Raw genomic sequence first — 18,463 nt, forward strand, 5'->3', positions numbered from 1 at the left:
GGGCGGCAATCCCTTTTTTGTAGCGAGACTGCCAACACTTCTCTATTATGGCAATCCATCCCATCGACTACCGGTACGGCACTCCCGAGATGCGTGCCGTCTGGAGTGAGGAGAACCGCTTCCGGGCGATCGTCACGGCCGAAGTGGCGCTGGCCCGAGCCGAGGCGGCACACGGGATGATCCCCCGCGAGGATGCGGAGACGATCGCGACCTCTGCGCATGACGCGCGCCTCGAGCGGGCGAAGGAGATCGAGGCCGAGATCAACCACGACATGATGGCGATCGTCAAGGCCGTCACCGAGGTCTGCGGCGACGCCGGGCGGTGGATCCACTACGGGGCGACCTCGAACGACATCCTGGATACGGCGACCGCCCTGCAGATCCGCGAGAGCCTCGCGCTCATCGAGGAGAAACTGGGCAGACTCCTCTGCGTGCTTCTCGCCCGGAGCGCCGAGACGAAGACCCTGGTCTGCGCCGGCCGCACCCACGGGCAGATCGGGGTCCCGACCACCTACGGGCTGCGGTTCGCGATCTGGGCGAGCGAGGTCTCCCGTCACATCGAGCGGCTCCGCCAGATGCGCCCGCGGGTGGTCGTCGGGCAGCTCACCGGTGCCGTGGGCACCCAGGCGGCCCTCGGGGATGCCGGTATCGAGGTCCAGGAGACGATGATGGAGTTCCTCGGGATCCGGGCCGTGGACGTCTCGAACCAGATCATCTCACGGGACCGCTACGCAGAGTACTTCATGCTCCTTGCAAACATCGCGACGACGCTGGACAAGATCGGCCTTGAACTCCGGCTGATGCAGCGCTCCGAGATCGGGGAGCTCGCGGAGGCGTTCGGGAAGAAGCAGGTGGGCTCGAGCACGATGCCCCACAAGAGAAACCCGATAAAGAGCGAGCAGGTCTGTGGCCTTGCCCGAATCGTGCGCTCCGCGGTCGAACCGGCGCTGCAGAACAACGTCCTCTGGGACGAGCGCGACCTGACGAACTCCTCCCCAGAGCGGGTACTCTTCCCCGAGGCGTCGGTGCTCGCCGACCACATCCTCAACGTGATGATCGGCGTGATGGAGGGCCTCGAGTTCAACAAGGCGAACATCCGGAAGAACCTGATGCTGCTCCGGGGCGTGAACCTCGCCGAGTCGGTGATGATCGACCTCACGAAGCGGGGCATGAACCGGCAGGAGGCCCACGAGGCGATGCGGACGGCGAGCATGCAGGCCCTCGCCGAGGACCGCGATCTTGCCGAGGTGCTCGGCGAGCGGCCGGAGGTCACGCGGTTCGTCACCCGCGAGGAGCTCGACGCTCTCCTCGACCCGGACGCCTACATCGGGACGGCCGTCCGGCAGGTGGAGCGGCTGGTCGAGAAACTCACGCCGCTCTGCCGGTGAAGGGGTTTCGGACGCCCTTCATAGTTTGAACCGGGGAGGGGCATCGAAGAGTTTTCGATAGAGCGAGCTGAAGAGCGCGGTGTACTCCCCGGCCTTCTCGGTGGCGACGTACCGGGTCTTGTCCCCCTCTACCACTTCAACGAGATACTCTTTTTCCACGAGAAACCGGAGATACTCCTGGCCGGTCTTTGAGTTCAGGTCGCACCGGTTGATGATGGCGGTAAACGACTGGGGCGTTCTGCAGAAAACAAGGATCTCCCAGTAGATCTCGAAAGCCGTCCTGCGCCCGCTCATCGTCGATCCAGCTCCAGCGTTTCTTTCAGGAGAGCCTCGGACCCCTCGATCTCGCCAAGCCGCTCGTCCCAGACTTTCGCGAACCGGGAGAAATAGTAGGAGGAGGCAAGGCTGACCAGAGCGACCCCGAGCGTGAGGAGCATGAACGGGAGGACCAGGTAGTTGTTGATGGTGAAGGAGATGCCGTCCGTCGAGACAGAGAGGTGTTCCAGGCTGCCGAGGATCCCGAGGAGAAACGAGCAGACGCCGCCGAGCGTGCAGACCAGGATCATGGTGCGGACGGTTGCGCGGTTGTCGCGGTAGTGGGCGAGCATGCTTACGATGAGACGGGTGAGAGCCTCGTCCGGGACCTCGCCTCCCATCCCGTCGAGGTCGTCCTTGATCGTCTCGATCCCTTCGAAGACCCCGATGCTGGCGAGAATCCAGCGCAAGCCCGTAAGAACGGCAACAAGTGCGATGAACAGGACGACCGGGGAATAGATTACGTACAGCGCGGTAGAGAAGGTCTCGTACATGGAAACCGCCTCTCCGACGAGCACGCTGATGCCGAAGGCCATCACGAGGGCGGCAAAGACGATGTTCGCGACAGTAACAACATAGAAGTGCCGGATCTCGCTTCTGAACCGGGCGAGTGCTGATTCGTGCATGGAGGTTTTCACCGGTCTATCTATCTATTTGCGTTCTGCAAATAAAGAGAATGAAACTAAGATACGTATCGGTGTTTCGCAGGGATATCCGACGCGAACAGCCGATACCGGCCGACCCCTTGCCCAAAATAGAATAACGAGACGGGAGTCGGATCAGAACAGAGCGCGGCACCCCGCCGGAGAAAGAGGCTGGCAGCGATTCAGGCGGGATGCACCATCGCATCCCGTTCGGTCGCCGCGATCTCCCGCAGGAGCCCGAAAGGTCGGCGATCGGGTAGTGCCCCCGCCGGCATGTTCAGAACTCTTCCGCGATGCCGTAGCCGTACGACCGCAATACCTCGCTCCCCCGCTGCTCCGGGTATGCGGCAAGCACGAGCCCCCGCGACTCCAGGAACTCCTCGGCGGATACGATGGAGATAGGTTGGATCTGTTCGTCTTCGCCGGGCTCCATCGACCAGATGTGGATGTAATAGATATCCGGCAGCCCCTCCTCTTCGTGCAGGTAGAGATCCCTTCCGCGCCCGAATGCCCCGCCTGCGTCACCACCCCGCGGCGCGACGGTTCACCGGACGCGCACCTGACGATGCTCAAAGGACGCTCCCTGAGGAGCATCCTGATCCTGAGGATTCACGCCTCCCGAGGGCGACCCCTGAAGATACACCCGGCGGGATATGGTCGAGCGTGGTGGCGCTGATCTTCTATCCCGTTGTCTTCTTTGCCGTCGCATACACGCGGTTCATGCGGACGGATATCCGATGATAGACAGGCGCGCACTTTCGCTCCCGGGGAGGGGCTGCATTGGAGGCAGGCCGATTATTCCGCCGGGTTTCGATATTTGGGGAACGTATGCAGGGTTCTTACCGGAGTATGCACTCATACCCGCGATCCGGGGATCGAGGTATATTTCCACTGGATATCGGCAGTACTGCCGGGAGATAAAACAACGAGGGCATATCAGGAGAATGCGACGGCCTGGGTATAGCCGCGACAGTTCGATGTTTGACACAGAAAAGGTATATGGGGGAACGTTGACGCCTTGATCGGTGACACCGCGTACGGTATCCCACGGGGGCCGGGAACCCCGATTGCCGTCGTATCCCGGCCCCCAAAAGCGTGCCCGGAGGGCAATAGGGCTGCTGGGTGCCAGAGGATAGCCGTTGCGGTTCCGTGTTCCTCCAAGCACTGTTACGGAATTTCGAGTGACATAGTATTGCAATGGGAAGGAAATGCACCAAACAGGATAGGGATGTGATGTCAATTGGTTCTTGTGGTCCTGTTCAGGACGTTAAAATGAACGCATCGGCAAAGATTAATTCTGCAGAATTGTACCAGAGGGGTGACGGTACCCGCTATGTTGTAATAGACTGGTATGTAAGTGGATGTTTTGATTATAGTCAACAGTTCACGTTCACGAGCTGCGAACTCAGTACAACGATCAAAGTGAGTTGGCCTGGCAGCTCGAGTGAGATCGTGAAACCTCTCTATACCGATTACTGCATACAGTCCGGTACGGACAATTTAGCTGTGACGTCTTCAGCGTCCTCCTATACTGTGGAAGTAAAAGTGCATGCCGAATGTTGGGTCTGGGTCATCAGATGGACGAATATTGGTAGAGAGGACGCTTCTGCTTCCTGCGTTATATATCCATGAAACGCACAGGAGAGGCCTGTATGAACCGAAAAACGATATGTATCGTCCTCCTGCTGATCGCGTGCGCTCTCCCGGCAGCGGCCGCACCTGTCATCCAGCTGACGAACGATTCGGCATTCGATTCGTACCCCTTCTGGTCACCGGACGGCGCCAGGATCGCCTTCGTCTCATCCGACGGAGTGCATGCCGGCATCCGGGTGATGGAGCGCGACGGCCGGGGCCTGACGCAGGTGACGGACGACCGTTCGTGGAATCTTTTCACCGAGTTCGATCCCTGGTCACCGGACGGGAAGAAACTCCTCTTCCTCTCCGACGGTGGAAGAGGGCTCGACCTCTGGACGATGAACCCGGACGGGACCGGGAGGGTGCGCCTAACTGAAAGCGGCTGCATCGTCCCCATTCCGGGGCTCTCCGGCTACGGGGCGGACTGGAGCGCCGATGGAAAGCGGATCGTCTATACCTCCTGCCTCTTCGATGATGCAGCCATCCAGGAAGTGAACCTCTCGGCCATCCGCACGGAAGCGGATATCTGGATCATGGACGCAGACGGCGGCAACAAGAAACAACTGACGAGCGGCGGAGATGCGCGCCTGCCCCTGTGGCAGCCGCAGGGGGACAGGATCGCATACCTCGCAGACAGATCCGGGAACCGGGAGATCTGGGCCATGCAGAGCGACGGAGCGGGCGAGACACAGGTGACGTTCAGCGAGGGGAGCGTATCCGGGTATTCCTGGTCCCCGGACGGCACCAGGATCGCCTACGTCGTCGCGTCACCCCCCGGAACATGGCCGGAGTTCTCTCTCTGGGTTATCGATAGCGACGGATCGGGTTCGGAGCAATTGACAACCGGAAACCGGGACAGATCACCGATCTGGTCGCCGGACGGTACCAGGATCGCCTTCCGGTCGGAGTCGCGGGACCGGGCGCTCTGGGTGATGAAGAGCGACGGCTCCGGCCTCGCACCCCTCGGTCCTGATAATCCGGCATACATGATGCACCAGTGGTCTCCCGACGGCAGAACGATCGTCGTGAGCGATGGAAACAACCTTTATGCGATCCCGCTCGAAGATCCGGCGGCACCCGCATCGCCGGGATTTGAGGTAGTTTCTGCAGCGGGTGCACTGTTTCTCACGGCATGTCTGTTCAGACTGCGAAAACAGAAATGAGGGGGAGCGGGAACGTGCCGCACGAAGACGATTACCGGTGGAGCGCGACGCGTTAACGAGTAGCGCACCTGACGGTGCTCGAGCTCCGTTTCTGCCGAAACGTCGCTTATCGCCATCGCCGTCTTCACGCCGCTCACTCCTTCTCCCGTGCTCCCCGCAGTGCTTTTACATCCCCCACGGTCACCACGCGAACCGCACCGCCCTGGACGTCGCCTCCGGCATCGCCCATCCGGTCCTCGATCCAGCCCTCCATCTCTAGGTACGCCGCCCGCAACCCTTCGAGAACATCCGGATCGGCATCCCAGAGGCCGCGTTCGTGCGCTTCAAGCAGCCGTCTCCCGATCTCCTCCAGCCCCCAGGGATTCTCGTGGGAGCAGACGTTCGCGAGCGGAAACGGCGTGGGGGGACGCTTTCGCTCGATACGTCGGTGGAGACGATGAAGATCAACCTGACTTCCCAATCACCGCCCACGATCGAAATCGTGGTCAATACAGGCCTCCCGGTTCCGCTGAACACGCCACTCTGGGAGGCGTGCAACGAGACGCTGCACGAGACAAGGATATATGCCGATGTCGTTAACTGCACGTCCTCCTCCGGAGACGGCCGGGTGATGCTCACCTTTGCCGAGGGCCACGCGCCCGAGGTGACGCTGCGTCCTGCCAGGATCGCCATATCCGCCCGGGGGTGACAGATTCAGGCTGAAACCCTCCAACCCGCCCGCATTTCGTGCCGGCCGGTGTACGCACATTTATAGTCCAACAGTGCAAACACTGACACGGATCCGTTTTTTGAGGCGATCGCGCACCGCGTGAACCTCACGGCGACAACTGCCGGATTACGGAATATGCCGACCATGAACCTGACGGGCTGGATCGAACGTGACGGGGTGCGGCTTTCCCCTGCCGATGTAGAGCGGATGCTCAAAGACGGGCCGGAAGCTCTCGCACCGTGCGGCGGCGAGTTCCTGCTCACCTACGGTGACTGCATCGCCCGTGACGCCCTCGGGATCGTGCCCGGCCCCGTCCCGCCGGGGACCGTCTGCTCTGGCGGAAGAGAGATAGCCCGGGTAGCCCCCGATCCGGCGCCCTGCACCCTCGAGGAGGCGATCGTCACCGCGGTCGGTCTCCGGAGCGATGAGGGCGCGGTGGCGTTCTCCGGCGGCGTGGACTCTGCTCTCGTCGCCCACCTCGCCCGCCTCCCCTGCGTGGCGGTGGGGCTCCAGGGGTCGCACGATCTCGAGCGGGCGGAGAAGGCCGCCCGGATGATGGGGCTCGACCTCGCAATCGTCACCCCGACAGAGGACGAGGTCGCGGAGGCACTCGCCCGGGTCGTCCGGGTCATCCCCGACCCGACGAACCCCCTCGAGGCCTCGATCGCGACGACCCTCTCCTTCGTCGCCGCGTGGGCGGAAGAGAACGGCCATACCCGGATCCTTGCCGGGCAGGGGGCGGACGAGCTCTTCGGCGGCTACGCCCGCTACCTCACCTCTCCCGACCTCGCGGCGGAGCTCGAACGGGACTTCGCGGACCTCGCCCGCCAGAGAACGCGGGATCAGGTGGTGGCGGCGCTTCACGGGGCATACTTCTCGATGCCCTACCTCGACGTCAGGGTGGTGCGCGCCGCTCAAGCGATCCCGGCCGCCGAGCGGGTGCGCGGAGGGGTGAGAAAACACCCCCTGCGCGAGGTCGCCAAACGCCACATTCCCGCCGAAATCGCCACGGCCGAGAAGAAAGCGATGCAATACGGGAGCGGGATCTGGAGAGCGATGCAACGGCTCGCACGTGACAACGGTTATAAAAAGTCGGTACAAGGGTACTTAACGGAGATCAGTAGGGCGGAACATGATTACTGAGAGCGATATTGAACATATAGCAGAACTTGCGGATATCGGCATATCGAAAGACGAGGTGCCGGAGTTCACCACCCAGTTCAACGCAATCCTGGACTACTTCGAGGTTCTCGACACCGTCGAGGGAGAAAGCGCCCCGGACGCCGGGATCGTGAACGTATTCCGGGACGACGAGCCCCGGCCCGGCCTCTCGCAGGAAGAAGCCCTCGCGAACGCGGGGTCGACCGAGAACGGGTTCATCAAGGCGCCGAGGGTGATGTGAGTGGCGGGAATCCTCGAATTCTCGCCGGAAGACCGGGACAACGCCTTCATCACCACCTGTAGCACAGCGCCGTTCACCGACGGGGCGCTCGCCGGCACCGCCGTCGCGGTCAAGGACAATATCTCGACGGCAGGGATACAGACCACCTGCGGGTCGAAGATCCTCGAAGGCTACGTCCCGCCGTATGACGCTTACGTCGTGGAACTCCTCCGGCAGGCCGGAGCCGCGATCGTCGGCAAGACCAACATGGACGAATTCGGGATGGGCACCACCACCGAGACGAGCGCGTTCGGCCCCACCAAAAACCCGGTCGACCCGGAGCGGGTGCCCGGCGGTTCGTCCGGCGGGAGCGCCGCCGCCGTCGCCGCGGGCCTCGTCCCGATGGCGCTCGGCACCGATACCGGTGGCTCGATCCGGTGCCCCGCGGCGTTCTGCGGGATCGTTGGGCTAAAACCCACCTACGGCCGGGTCTCACGCTACGGCCTCATCGCCTACGCGAACTCTCTCGAACAGATCGGGCCGATGGCACGGACGGTGGAGGACGTTTCAAGGCTGATGTCGGTGATCGCGCGGTACGACCCCCGCGACTCGACGATGCTCGACCGTCCGTACGACCACCGGCCCTCGGCCGATATCAAGGGGCTCCGCATCGGGATACCGGAGGAGTACTTCGGCGAAGGCGTCGACCCCCGTGTGGGAGAGACCGTCCGGGACGCCATCGGTGCCCTCGAAGGGCTCGGGGCCGAGACCGTCCCGGTGAGCATCCCCGGCATGCGGCACGCGCTCGCGGCCTACTACGTCATCTGCACGAGCGAGGCCTCCTCGAACCTCGCCCGGTTCGACGGCGTCCGCTACGGCCCGGCTGTCGACATCCGAAAGTCATGGCACGAGGCCTACCAGGACCTGCGGCAGGAGATGTTCGGCACCGAGGTCCGGCGCCGGATCATGCTCGGCACCTTCGCCCTCTCGGCGGGCTATGCCGGCCGGTACTACGCGAAAGCGCAGGTAGCCCGCCGCAACATCAGAGAGGACTTCAAGCGGGCGTTTTGCGACGCGGACGTCATCGCCGGCCCGACGATGCCGACGGTCGCATTCCGCCTCGGCGAGAAGACCGACCCGCTCTCGATGTACCTCTCCGACATCCTCACGGTGCCGGCGAACCTCGCCGGGATCCCGTCGATATCCGTCCCGTGCGGTAAGGTGGACGGCCTCCCCGTGGGCCTCCAGATCATGGGACGGCAGTTCGAGGACGAGCGCGTCGTCGATGCTGCGTTTGCCTACGAACAGGAGGTGAGGGCATGAAGACGATCGTCGGGCTCGAGATCCACGTCCAGCTCTCGACCGCGACAAAGCTCTTCTGCGGCTGCTCGACGGACTACCGCGACGACGAGCCGAACACCCACTGCTGTCCGGTCTGTCTCGGCCTCCCCGGTGCGCTCCCGCGGATCAACAGAAAGGCGGTCGATTACGGCCTGAAGGTCGCAAAAGCCCTCGATATGAAGGTTCCGGAAGAGTCGGAGTTCGCCCGGAAGAACTACTTCTACCCCGACCTCCCGAAGGCCTACCAGATCACACAGTACGACAAGCCGCTCGCGGTCGAAGGGACGGTCGAGATCGAGGACGACGAGGGGCACGAGAAGATCGTCCGGATCACCCGGGTGCACCTCGAAGAGGACCCGGGGAGGCTCGTCCACGTCGCGGGCGGTTCGAAGTACTCGCTCGTCGACTACAACCGATCGGGTATCCCGCTCCTTGAGATCGTCACCGAGCCGGACATGCGCTCCCCGCAGGAGGCACGCCGGTTCCTGAACAAACTCCGGACGATCCTCGAGTACCTCGGCGTCTTCGACGGCGACCGGGAGGGCGGCCTCCGCGTGGACGCAAACATATCCCTCGAGGGCTCCGAACGGGTCGAGGTCAAGAACATCTCCTCCTACAAGGGCGTCGAGAAGGCCCTCACCTTCGAGGTGACCCGGCAGAAGAACCTGCTCCGGCGCGGCCAGAAGGTGACGCGAGAGACCCGGCACTTCATGGAAGGGCGCGGGATCACCACCTCCGCCCGCAGCAAGGAGGAGGAGCACGACTACCGCTACTTCCCCGAGCCCGATCTCCGGCCGCTCCGGGTCGCGGACCGGGTCGCGGCGATCGACCTCCCCGAGCTTCCCGTCGCCCGTAAGAACCGGTTCATGGCGCAGTACGGCATATCGCTCAACCACGCCCGGACACTGACCGGCGACCCGAAACTCGCCGACTTCTACGAGCGCGTTGCGTCCGTCGACCCGGTTCTCGCCGCCACCTGGGTGGCCGACACGCTCCTTGGAGAACTCAACTACCGCGACATGAACATCGCCGCCGTCCCGGCCGAACGCATCGTGGAACTCCTCGCCCTCCTCAAATCAAAGACGATCACCGATACGGCCGGCGTCCAGGTTCTGCGGGAGATGCTCGATGCCTGCGCCGCCGGCAAGCCCTGCGAGCCTCCCGCCGTGATCGTGGAGCGCGAAGGGCTCGCCAGAGCCACGGGCGACGAGTTCACGCAGGTCGTCCAGAAGGTGGTCGCCGCGAACCCCCAGGCCGTGGAAGACTACCGGGCCGGCAAGAAGGGAGCCCTGAACTTCCTCGTGGGGCAGGTGATGAAAGAGACACGCGGGCGGGCGGATCCGCGGGAACTCGGCCGCATCGTATCCGAGTATATTGATACAGGCGGGGTGTAATCCGCAGTGCATTTAATCATCGCAGAGAAGAACATCTCGGCAAATCGGATCGCACAGATCCTCGCCGGCAACGAGAAAGTGAGAGCGACGAAGGACGGAAGCGTATCCACCTACTCCTTCGACACGAAGACGGTGGTCGGCCTCAAAGGGCACGTGGTGGAGGTGGACTTCGAGCCCGGCTACACCAACTGGCGGAGCGAGACCCATACGCCGCGAAGCCTCATCGATGCGGGCATCGTCAAGAAGCCGACCGAGAAGAAGATCGTCAACCTCATCCAGAAACTCTCGAAGAAGGCGGATCTCGTCACCATTGCCACTGATTACGATACGGAAGGAGAACTGATCGGGAAGGAGGCCTACGAACTCGTCCGTGCGGTGAATTCAAACGTCAGGATCAACCGCGCCCGGTTCTCCGCGATAACCCCGGCGGAGATCCGCACAGCGTTTGAGAACCTGACCGACCTCGACTTCGACCTCGCGGCCGCCGGCGAGGCCCGCCAGACGGTCGACCTGATGTGGGGAGCGGCGCTGACCCGGTTCATCAGCCTCGCGGCACGCCGGGGCGGCACGAACATCCTCTCCGTCGGCCGGGTCCAGAGCCCGACGCTCGCCATGATTGTCGAGCGGGAGCGCGAGATCGAGAGCTTCGTCCCCCAGACCTACTGGATGCTCTCGCTCGATACCGAGAAGGACGGCGTAACGATCGAGGCGCGGCATACCGCCGGGCGATTCACCGACCACGAAGCAGCCCTCGCCGCGGAGGCAGGGACGAAGGAGCCGCTCGTCGTCACGGACGTGAAAGAGGGGCAGAAGACCGACCGGGCGCCGACGCCGTTCGACACCACGACCTTCATCGTCGCGGCGAGCCGCCTGGGGCTCTCGGCGGCGAACGCGATGCGGATCGCCGAAGACCTCTACATGAACGGGTACATCTCCTACCCGAGAACCGACAACACGGTCTACCCGAAGTCGCTGAACCTGAACGCGATCCTCAATACCCTCAAAGGAGGAGTGTTCGATAAGGACGTCGCCTGGGTGCAGCAGAACCGGCGGCCCGTCCCGACCCGGGGCAAGAAGGAGAGCACCGACCACCCGCCGATTCACCCGACGGGCTCCGCGACCCGCGAGGCTCTCGGGCAGGACCGGTGGAAGGTCTACGAGCTCGTCGTGCGGCGGTTCCTCGCGACCCTCTCTCCCGACGCGAACTGGGCGACCACCAGGTGCACCTTCGACGCGTCCGGCGAGCCCTACAAGGCCACGGGCGGCAGGCTCCTCTATGCCGGGTGGCGCCGGATCTACCCCTACTCGGAGGCGAAGGAGAACATCCTCCCGGTGCTCGCCCCCGGTGAGAGGCTGCCGATCAAGAAGGTGAGCCTCGAGGAGAAGGAGACGCAGCCGCCGGCGCGCTACTCCCAGAGCCGGCTCATCCAGGTGATGGAGGAACTCGGCCTCGGCACGAAGAGCACCCGGCACGAGGTGATCGGCAAACTCGTCTCCCGCCGCTACGTGGAAGGCAACCCGCTCCGCCCGACGCTCGTCGGCCGGGCGGTCATCGACGCGCTCGACAACCACGCCGAGACGATCACGGAGCCGGAGATGACCCGGACGCTCGAGGAGCACATGCAGCTCATCAAGCAGAGCCGGCGCTCCCGCGACGACGTCGTCACCGAGTCCCGCGAGATGCTTCATCGGGTCTTCGACAAACTCGAGGCGCACAAGTCGGAGATCGGCACCGAGATCATGGAGCAGACCGCCGAGGAGCATACCGTCGGCCCCTGCCCCGCCTGCGGCCACGATCTCCGGATCCGGCACATCGGCGTCTCCCAGTTCATCGGCTGCACCGGCTACCCCGAGTGCCGGTTCAACATCAGCCTGCCCGGCAGCACCTGGGGCAAGGCAATCCGGGTCGAGGAGACCTGCAAGGAGCACAACCTCTCCCACGTCCGCCTGATCAGAAAGGGCGCCCGCCCGTGGGACATCGGCTGCCCGCTCTGCAGCCACATCGCCTCGAACGTCGAAGCGCTCCGGATGATGCCCTCGATGACCGACGACCTCATGCGGCGCCTGCACGCGCACCACATCTACACGGTCTCCGAGATCGCGGGCATGCAGCCTGAAGAACTCGCGAAAGCCGTCGGCGTCGACACAAAAGAGGCCGCAGAGCTCGCGAGAGAAGCGGAGGATGCGCTCGAGGTTCTCCGCCGCCGTTCGGAACTGAGAAAGTTCGTCCGCAAGATCGTCCCTCCGAGGAAGGGCCGGAGCCACGCGAAGATCATCAAAAACCTCCTCGAACAGGGGATCGGCGATATCCATGCGCTCTCGCTGGCCGAACCCGCCGCGCTCAAGAAGGCCGGGGTCCCGGAGGCAACCGGAATCGAACTCCTGGACGCGGCCCGCGGGCTCTGCAACGAGCGCGCCCTCCGGGAGGCCGGGGTTCCCGCGGTCAGCCTGAAGAAGTACCAGGCAGGCGGCGTCGCAAGTCCCGACGACTTCTGCTACCTGCCCATCCCCTACCTTGCAAGCAAAACCGGCATTAACCCGGAAACCGTACATAAACATGTGGATCTGGTCTGCAGGCACCTCGGGCGCCCCACCCCGCAAAAGATCACCAAGGCAGCCTTTGAGCGCGGGCAAAAAGAGCTCCTGGAGATTCCCGGGCTCGGGGAGGCGACCGTGGACAGGCTCTACCTTGCAGGCATCTATGACGCCGCAACGCTCCGTGTTGCCGACCCGGAGGAGGTCTCCTCCATCACCGGCATCCAGAAGGCCAGACTCCGCGACTACATCGGCCACCTGAAGTGACACCATGCACGCGAACTGGAAGACCTGGGTACACGTAACGAAACTTGACCCCGATAAACGCCTCCCGAAAGGAGCTGTGGAGGAGATCGCGACGAGCGGAACCGACGCCCTGATGCTCTCGGGAACGCTGAACGTGACGCGGGAGAATCTCCACGAACTCCTGGATCTGGTCTCCGCCTACGGGCTGCCGCTGGTGGTGGAACCGGCGAGCCCCGACTGCGCCATCTTTGATAAGGGCGTCGACCACCTCTTCGTGCCGAGCGTGATGAACACGAACGACGTCCGCTGGGTCGTCGGGAAGCACTACGCCTGGCTCCGCCAGGCAAGCAGCATCGACTGGGAGATGGTGGTGCCCGAGGCCTACATCGTCCTCAACCCGAACTCGGCCGTCGGCCGGGTGACGGGGGCGGACTGCAGCCTCTCGGCCGGGGACGTGGCCGCGTTCGCAGAGGTCGCGGACCGTTACTTCAAATTCCCGATCGTCTACATCGAGTACAGCGGAACCTACGGGGATCCCGCAATCGTGCAGGCGGCAGCCGGGGCTGTCGAGCACGCCACTCTCTACTACGGCGGCGGGATCCGCTCGGCCGAGCAGGCGGCGGAGATGGGGCGTTATGCCGACACGATCGTCGTCGGGAACGCGGTCTACGAGGAAGGGATCGACGTGCTCCGGGCGACGGTCCGGGCGGTACAGTGAAGGCATGCCCGAGATTTCAATTGTCCTGATCGAACCCCTCTACGAGGGGAACGTCGGGTTTGCCGCCCGGGTGATGAAGAACTTCGGGTTCACCCGGCTGGTTCTCGTCAATCCCTGCACGCTCGGCGACGACGCGATCATGCGCGCCTCCCACGCCCGCGACGTCCTCGAGGGCGCCCGGCGGATGACGGTCGAGGAGGTCTATACCGAATTCGACTTCGTGGTCGCGACGACCGGCGAGGTGAGCAAGTCGGTCTGCACCCCGATGCGGATGCCCTACTACGCGCCGGCGGAGGTCCGGGAGATCGTCGGCGACATCGACGGGACGGTCGCGATCCTCTTCGGGCGGGAGAACTGGGGCCTCGCGAACACCGAGCTCGCGCGCGCAAACCTCATCTGCACCATCCCGACCTCGGAGATCTACCCTATCCTCAACCTCTCCCACGCGGTCGGCATCCTCTGCTACGAGCTTGCTAACCTGCCGCGCGGGACCTACCCGCTCGCGAGCGCCGTCGAGATGGACTCGCTCTACCGGCACATCGACGCGTTCCTGAACCGGATCGACCACCCGGACTTCAAGCGGGAGAACACGATGACGCTCATCCGTCGGGTGCTCGGCCGGACGAAACTGACCATCCGCGAGGCGAGCACGCTTCACGGGCTGATGCGCCGGACGGAGTGGCATCTCGAAAACAAAGAATAGTTTGCGGGAGAAATAGAGTGGAATGATTCTTGTCGACTGGCAGATAGAAGACCGCATCAGGCGCGGGCATATCCGGGTAGATCCCTTCGAGCCCTCCCTGATTCAGCCTAACTCCCTGGATATCAGGCTCGGTTCGCACTTTGTCTGGTATGTCCCGGGGGAGACCGTGATCGACCCCTACGACAGCGAGACCGTCTGCGCCGAGACCGAGGAGACCGTGGCCGACTCGATCGTCCTTGCGCCGGGCCGGTTCCTCCTCGCCGAGACGCTCGAGGCGATCGAACTCCCCGACGACATCGTCGCGAGCATCGAGGGAAAGAGCAGCATCGCGCGCCTCGGGGTCGAACTCCACCAGACGGGGGGCTGGATCGACGCGGGCTTTCGGGGGACGATCACGCTCGAGATGTGCAACGTGAACTCACGGCCGGTCAAGGTCTATGCGGGGATGCCGATCGGGCAACTGGTCTTCTACAGAACAGATCGTGCCGCGCGTCCGTACAACATGAAGCAGGACGCAAAGTACATGGATCAGCGGCAGGCGACCCTCTCCCGCTACCACGAGAACGCGCGCCGCGCAGAGGAGTAGTTCCGCGAATACGGCGAAATCCGACGCTTCCCTCTGCACTGCGGCGGGAGAGGCGACCGGGGCACATGCTCCCCGGCCGACGAGCGTCATGCACTATATAGCAGGAAAACAGATATTGAACGATTCAACTGGGGATACCAATGCGACTTCTTCTGATCCACTCTGATCATATCGAATACGAGGCCCGGAAGAAGACGAAGGTCGCCGAAGAGGATGCCGTCCCGAAAGACGCCCTCGACGAGGCGCTCGCCGTCTTCTGCGCGGTTGAGTCTGTCGACGAAGAGAACATCGAAGACTCCGTCCGGCAGGCGTCCGACGAGATCGTCGCCACCGCCCGGCAGCTCGGCACCGCCAATATCATGATCTACCCCTATGCGCACCTCTCATCCGACCTTGCATCGCCGGAGACGGCGGTGAGCGCCCTTAAGGGGATCGAGGAGGCTCTCGCCGGTATGGACGGCTTCGTCGTGAAACGCGCACCGTTCGGCTGGTACAAGGCATTCTCGCTCTCCTGCAAGGGCCATCCGCTCTCCGAACTCTCGCGGACGATCGTCCCGGGCGAAGGGGCGGCGACCGCGCCGAAGAAGGAGATCGAGCACGAGTTCTTCGTCATCACCCCCGAGGGGGAGCGGAGAGACGCGGCCGACTACGTGAGGGAGGAGACGCCCTTCGCCGCCCTGATACGGAAGGAACTCGGGTACCCGGGACCGGAAGGAGCCGAGCCGGTGCACGTCGACCTGATGCGGGCGAAGGAACTCGTGGAGTACGAGCCGCGCTCGGATGTCGGGCACCACCGCTGGATGCCCCGGGGGAAACTGATCCGGGACCTTCTCTCCGATTACGTCCTTTCTCTGGTGCTCGGCTACGGCGGAATGCCGGTCGAGACCCCGGTGATGTACGACCTCGGCGACAAGGCGATCTGGGAGCACGCCGCCAAGTTCGGGGAGCGGCAGTACCGGTTCAAGAGCGGCAACCGCGATATGATGCTACGGTTCGCGGCGTGTTTCGGGATGTTTTCCATCATGCACGACATGCACATCTCCCCGAACACCCTCCCGATGAAACTCTACGAACTCTCGACCTATTCGTTCCGCCACGAGCAGAAGGGCGAGGTTATCGGGCTGAAGCGTCTGCGCGCATTCACGATGCCCGATATGCACACCCTCTGCCGGGACGTGGACGGCGCACTCACGGCGTTCGAGGAGCAGCTCGCGATAGGCTGGAAGACCGGCGACGACCTCGAAACCCCGCTCGTCGGGGTCTTCCGGTGCACCCGCGACTTCTTCGAACAGTACGAACTCTGGGTGAAGGAGATCGTCGCGAAGTCGGGCGTGCCGATGCTGATCGAGGTCCTCTCGGAGCGGACCCACTACTGGATTGCTAAAGTCGACCTCGCGGCGATCGATGCACAGGGAAGACCCATCGAGAATCCGACCGTCCAGATCGATGTGGAGAGCGCCAACCGGTTCGATATCAAGTACTACGCCCCCGACGGGACGGAGATTCATCCCCCGATCCTCCACTGCTCGCCGACGGGTTCGATCGAGCGGGTGATCTGCGCGATGCTCGAGAACACCGCAGGCCAGGAGGTTCCCTCGTTCCCGACCTGGCTCGCCCCGACCCAGGTCAGGCTGGTGCCGGTGGCGGAGCGTCACGTCTGTTTCGCGGAAGAGATCGGCACCCGGCTGAACGCGGCCGGCATCCGGGCGGACGTCGACGACCGGGACGAGAGCGTGAACAAGAAGGTCCGCGAGGCCGGGATGGACTGGGTCCCCTACGTCGCGGTGATCGGCGACCAGGAAGCCGAGACCGGCCGGCTCATGATCACCATCCGGAAACTCTCGGAGAAGAAGAAGCCCTACAAGGAGACGATGACCGAGAGCGAACTCGTCCAGGCGGTGAAGCTGGAGACCGCCGGAAAGCCCTTCCGGCAGCTCTACACGCCGAAGCTTCTCTCGCGGAAGCCCCGGTTTATTTAATCACTCTTTTTTTACGAAATTTCAGGGCACGACGACCCGATGGGCGCGATGGTCCGAAGCGCGACCGGCCGTAGGGTGCGATGTTCCGTAGGAACGGAGCAGGAGCACCGAAGGTGCGGGGCGGGAGCGTGAGCACCGGAGGTGTGAAGGACCGGAGCTTGAGAAAACGCGAAGCGTTTTCGGGGTCGGAGCGCGAGCACCGCAGGTGCGACTTGCGACAGCTCATTAAAACTGGAGCGAGAGGACCGTCAGGTGTGGGCGACGACTTCCCTGAAAGGGAAGGAGTTCGAAGAGACTGCCAGGGCTTCGATTTGCGACAAACAGGGCGACAGAGTCAAGGGAAAATCCCGGTTTAGTGGACCGTGGTGGCTATCGCCATTGGGGAGTGCGACTGGCCGAAGGGCAGGTGCATGAGCACCGTTAGGTGCGAGGGGTTGCAGGGGAGGGGGGAGACCCCCCTCGAAACCCTCCGGGTTTCTCATGCTCACTCCGTTCGCACTCCCCTTTGTCCCCACCCCCCACGGCGATACCCGGTGGAAAGCCGTGTACGGTTTGTGACATTTCTGACAACAGTAGGACGGGAACCCAATGTTTGACATCGTCAGTTTGGCCACTCATCCTCCCATCCCCAAACCACCCCCCGCCGCATCACAGACATGCCTTGCCATCACCCTACCTAACTCCGCCCCCAACAAGGTATAAAAGCCTCAAATGCTACTGTCCCACCGGTGCATGAAGTCATGGACACCGAAGAATACCGTTCCATCATATCGAATGCCATCGATCGGGAGATCGAGGCATACACCTTCTACCGCACGGTCAGGGAGAAGGTCACGGACGAGAACCTGAAAGACCTCTTCAACGAACTTGCCGGGGAAGAAAGCCAACATCGGAAGACCCTCGAGGGCTTTCTCACGAAAGAACCCGCAAAACTCGGATTCAACACACAACGGGACTACAAGGTCGCCCAGACCCTCGAGACCCCGCCGCTCTCCGCGGACTTAAAGCCGCTCGACGGTCTCGTCATTGCGATCAGAAAAGAACTCGATGCTATGCAGATGTACACCCAGCTCGCGAGCCTCAGCCTGGACCCGGAACAGATGGAATTGTTCGAGAGCCTTGCCGCGATGGAGCGAGGCCACAAGGCGCGCCTCGAGGACATCTATACGAACATGGCGTTCCCGGAAGCCTGGTGAAAGCGGGGCTTCGCGGCTCCACCATTCTTTTTTAACGCACGATGAGGGGGGAGATTGTTGAGAAATGGATGCAGGCTCTCCCCCTGCATCAATCGACGGCGCAGTATGCACCCTTGAAGAACCAGTTCCGGTAGACGATCGGAGTAATGAGCGTGGTCAGCAGGCTCATCAGGACGATCACCACGAAGATACTCTGGCCGATCAGCCCCGATTCCAGCCCGATCAGGGCGACGATCATCGCCACCTCGCCCCGCGGCGCCATCCCGAACCCGATGATGAGGGAGTCCTCACGGCACATCCCCATCGCCCGGGCGGGGAGAGCGCACCCGAGAACCTTGGTGACGATGGCGACGAGGGTCAGCGCCAGGAGGAAGAGAACCATGTCGGATGTGAGTGCGCGGACGTCCGCGAGGATCCCGAGCGATACGAAGAAGATCGAGGCGAAGACGATCTGGAAGTATTCAGCGCCCTCGTGGACTCCCTTACTCTGCCGGAGTTCGACGCCGGCGAAGGCGACTCCGGCAAGGAAT

Annotated in this window: 18 protein-coding genes; 13 read left to right on the forward strand and 5 right to left on the reverse strand. The window is 63.2% G+C overall.

Going from position 1 to position 18,463, the window contains the following annotated elements; genetic code table 11:
* The first annotated feature begins 47 nt into the window (after nt 1-47).
* On the forward strand, nt 48-1,388 hold the full coding sequence (gene purB, locus SZ63_RS12195) for an adenylosuccinate lyase (protein WP_048185785.1): 1,341 nt from the start codon (nt 48-50) through the stop codon (nt 1,386-1,388).
* A gap of 18 nt (nt 1,389-1,406) precedes the next feature.
* On the opposite strand, the gene SZ63_RS12200 is transcribed toward purB, so the two are convergent.
* From SZ63_RS12200 to SZ63_RS13215, 3 genes are all read right to left on the reverse strand, one after another.
* Nucleotides 1,407-1,682: a winged helix-turn-helix domain-containing protein gene (locus SZ63_RS12200; protein ID WP_048185787.1), complete on the reverse strand. Its 276-nt coding sequence runs from the start codon at nt 1,680-1,682 to the stop codon at nt 1,407-1,409.
* A complete protein-coding gene (locus tag SZ63_RS12205) occupies nt 1,679-2,329 on the reverse strand; it encodes a hypothetical protein (RefSeq protein WP_048185790.1) in 651 nt (216 codons plus the stop codon). The genes SZ63_RS12200 and SZ63_RS12205 overlap by 4 nt, the downstream gene beginning before the upstream one ends.
* A gap of 295 nt (nt 2,330-2,624) precedes the next feature.
* The gene (locus SZ63_RS13215; RefSeq protein ID WP_231476517.1) at nt 2,625-2,780 is read right to left on the reverse strand and encodes a hypothetical protein; all 156 of its coding nucleotides are present in this window, start codon (nt 2,778-2,780) and stop codon (nt 2,625-2,627) included.
* Between the two features lie 1,219 nt (nt 2,781-3,999).
* On the opposite strand from SZ63_RS13215, the gene SZ63_RS12215 reads away from it, so the two are divergent.
* Nucleotides 4,000-5,145: an LpqB family beta-propeller domain-containing protein gene (locus SZ63_RS12215; protein ID WP_241481348.1), complete on the forward strand. Its 1,146-nt coding sequence runs from the start codon at nt 4,000-4,002 to the stop codon at nt 5,143-5,145.
* A 133-nt stretch (nt 5,146-5,278) separates the two neighbouring features.
* Here the strand turns inward: SZ63_RS12215 and SZ63_RS12830 are convergent, their stop codons facing one another.
* Nucleotides 5,279-5,605 (reverse strand): cobaltochelatase subunit CobN, encoded by a 327-nt coding sequence (locus SZ63_RS12830; RefSeq protein WP_231476519.1) that lies wholly within the window; start codon nt 5,603-5,605, stop codon nt 5,279-5,281.
* A 21-nt stretch (nt 5,606-5,626) separates the two neighbouring features.
* On the opposite strand from SZ63_RS12830, the gene SZ63_RS12835 reads away from it, so the two are divergent.
* From SZ63_RS12835 to SZ63_RS12270, 11 genes are all read left to right on the forward strand, one after another.
* Nucleotides 5,627-5,833: a hypothetical protein gene (locus SZ63_RS12835; protein WP_082122786.1), complete on the forward strand. Its 207-nt coding sequence runs from the start codon at nt 5,627-5,629 to the stop codon at nt 5,831-5,833.
* A 156-nt stretch (nt 5,834-5,989) separates the two neighbouring features.
* Nucleotides 5,990-6,997: an asparagine synthase C-terminal domain-containing protein gene (locus SZ63_RS12225; RefSeq protein WP_048185797.1), complete on the forward strand. Its 1,008-nt coding sequence runs from the start codon at nt 5,990-5,992 to the stop codon at nt 6,995-6,997.
* Nucleotides 6,987-7,256 (forward strand): Asp-tRNA(Asn)/Glu-tRNA(Gln) amidotransferase subunit GatC, encoded by a 270-nt coding sequence (gene gatC / locus SZ63_RS12230; protein ID WP_048185798.1) that lies wholly within the window; start codon nt 6,987-6,989, stop codon nt 7,254-7,256. The genes SZ63_RS12225 and gatC overlap by 11 nt, the downstream gene beginning before the upstream one ends.
* On the forward strand, nt 7,257-8,558 hold the full coding sequence (gatA, locus tag SZ63_RS12235) for an Asp-tRNA(Asn)/Glu-tRNA(Gln) amidotransferase subunit GatA (RefSeq protein WP_048185800.1): 1,302 nt from the start codon (nt 7,257-7,259) through the stop codon (nt 8,556-8,558).
* A complete protein-coding gene (gatB, locus tag SZ63_RS12240; protein WP_048185802.1) occupies nt 8,555-9,970 on the forward strand; it encodes an Asp-tRNA(Asn)/Glu-tRNA(Gln) amidotransferase subunit GatB in 1,416 nt (471 codons plus the stop codon). The genes gatA and gatB overlap by 4 nt, the downstream gene beginning before the upstream one ends.
* Nucleotides 9,971-9,976: 6 nt before the next feature.
* The gene (locus SZ63_RS12245; protein WP_048185804.1) at nt 9,977-12,772 is read left to right on the forward strand and encodes a DNA topoisomerase I; all 2,796 of its coding nucleotides are present in this window, start codon (nt 9,977-9,979) and stop codon (nt 12,770-12,772) included.
* Between the two features lie 4 nt (nt 12,773-12,776).
* The gene (locus tag SZ63_RS12250; protein ID WP_048185805.1) at nt 12,777-13,469 is read left to right on the forward strand and encodes a phosphoglycerol geranylgeranyltransferase; all 693 of its coding nucleotides are present in this window, start codon (nt 12,777-12,779) and stop codon (nt 13,467-13,469) included.
* 4 nt (nt 13,470-13,473) lie between these two features.
* On the forward strand, nt 13,474-14,172 hold the full coding sequence (locus SZ63_RS12255) for an RNA methyltransferase (RefSeq protein ID WP_048185807.1): 699 nt from the start codon (nt 13,474-13,476) through the stop codon (nt 14,170-14,172).
* A 22-nt stretch (nt 14,173-14,194) separates the two neighbouring features.
* Nucleotides 14,195-14,758, forward strand: coding sequence for a dCTP deaminase (dcd, locus tag SZ63_RS12260; protein ID WP_048185810.1), 564 nt, complete (start codon nt 14,195-14,197; stop codon nt 14,756-14,758).
* A 140-nt stretch (nt 14,759-14,898) separates the two neighbouring features.
* On the forward strand, nt 14,899-16,737 hold the full coding sequence (locus SZ63_RS12265) for a threonine--tRNA ligase (RefSeq protein WP_048185811.1): 1,839 nt from the start codon (nt 14,899-14,901) through the stop codon (nt 16,735-16,737).
* A 740-nt stretch (nt 16,738-17,477) separates the two neighbouring features.
* On the forward strand, nt 17,478-17,933 hold the full coding sequence (locus SZ63_RS12270; RefSeq protein WP_048185812.1) for a ferritin-like domain-containing protein: 456 nt from the start codon (nt 17,478-17,480) through the stop codon (nt 17,931-17,933).
* Between the two features lie 88 nt (nt 17,934-18,021).
* Here the strand turns inward: SZ63_RS12270 and SZ63_RS12275 are convergent.
* Nucleotides 18,022-18,463: cation:proton antiporter (locus SZ63_RS12275; RefSeq protein WP_048185894.1), on the reverse strand; the 442-nt coding region annotated here is incomplete at its 5' end.

The organism is Methanoculleus sediminis, from assembly GCF_001017125.1.
Classification (GTDB): Archaea; Halobacteriota; Methanomicrobia; order Methanomicrobiales; family Methanoculleaceae; genus Methanoculleus; species Methanoculleus sediminis.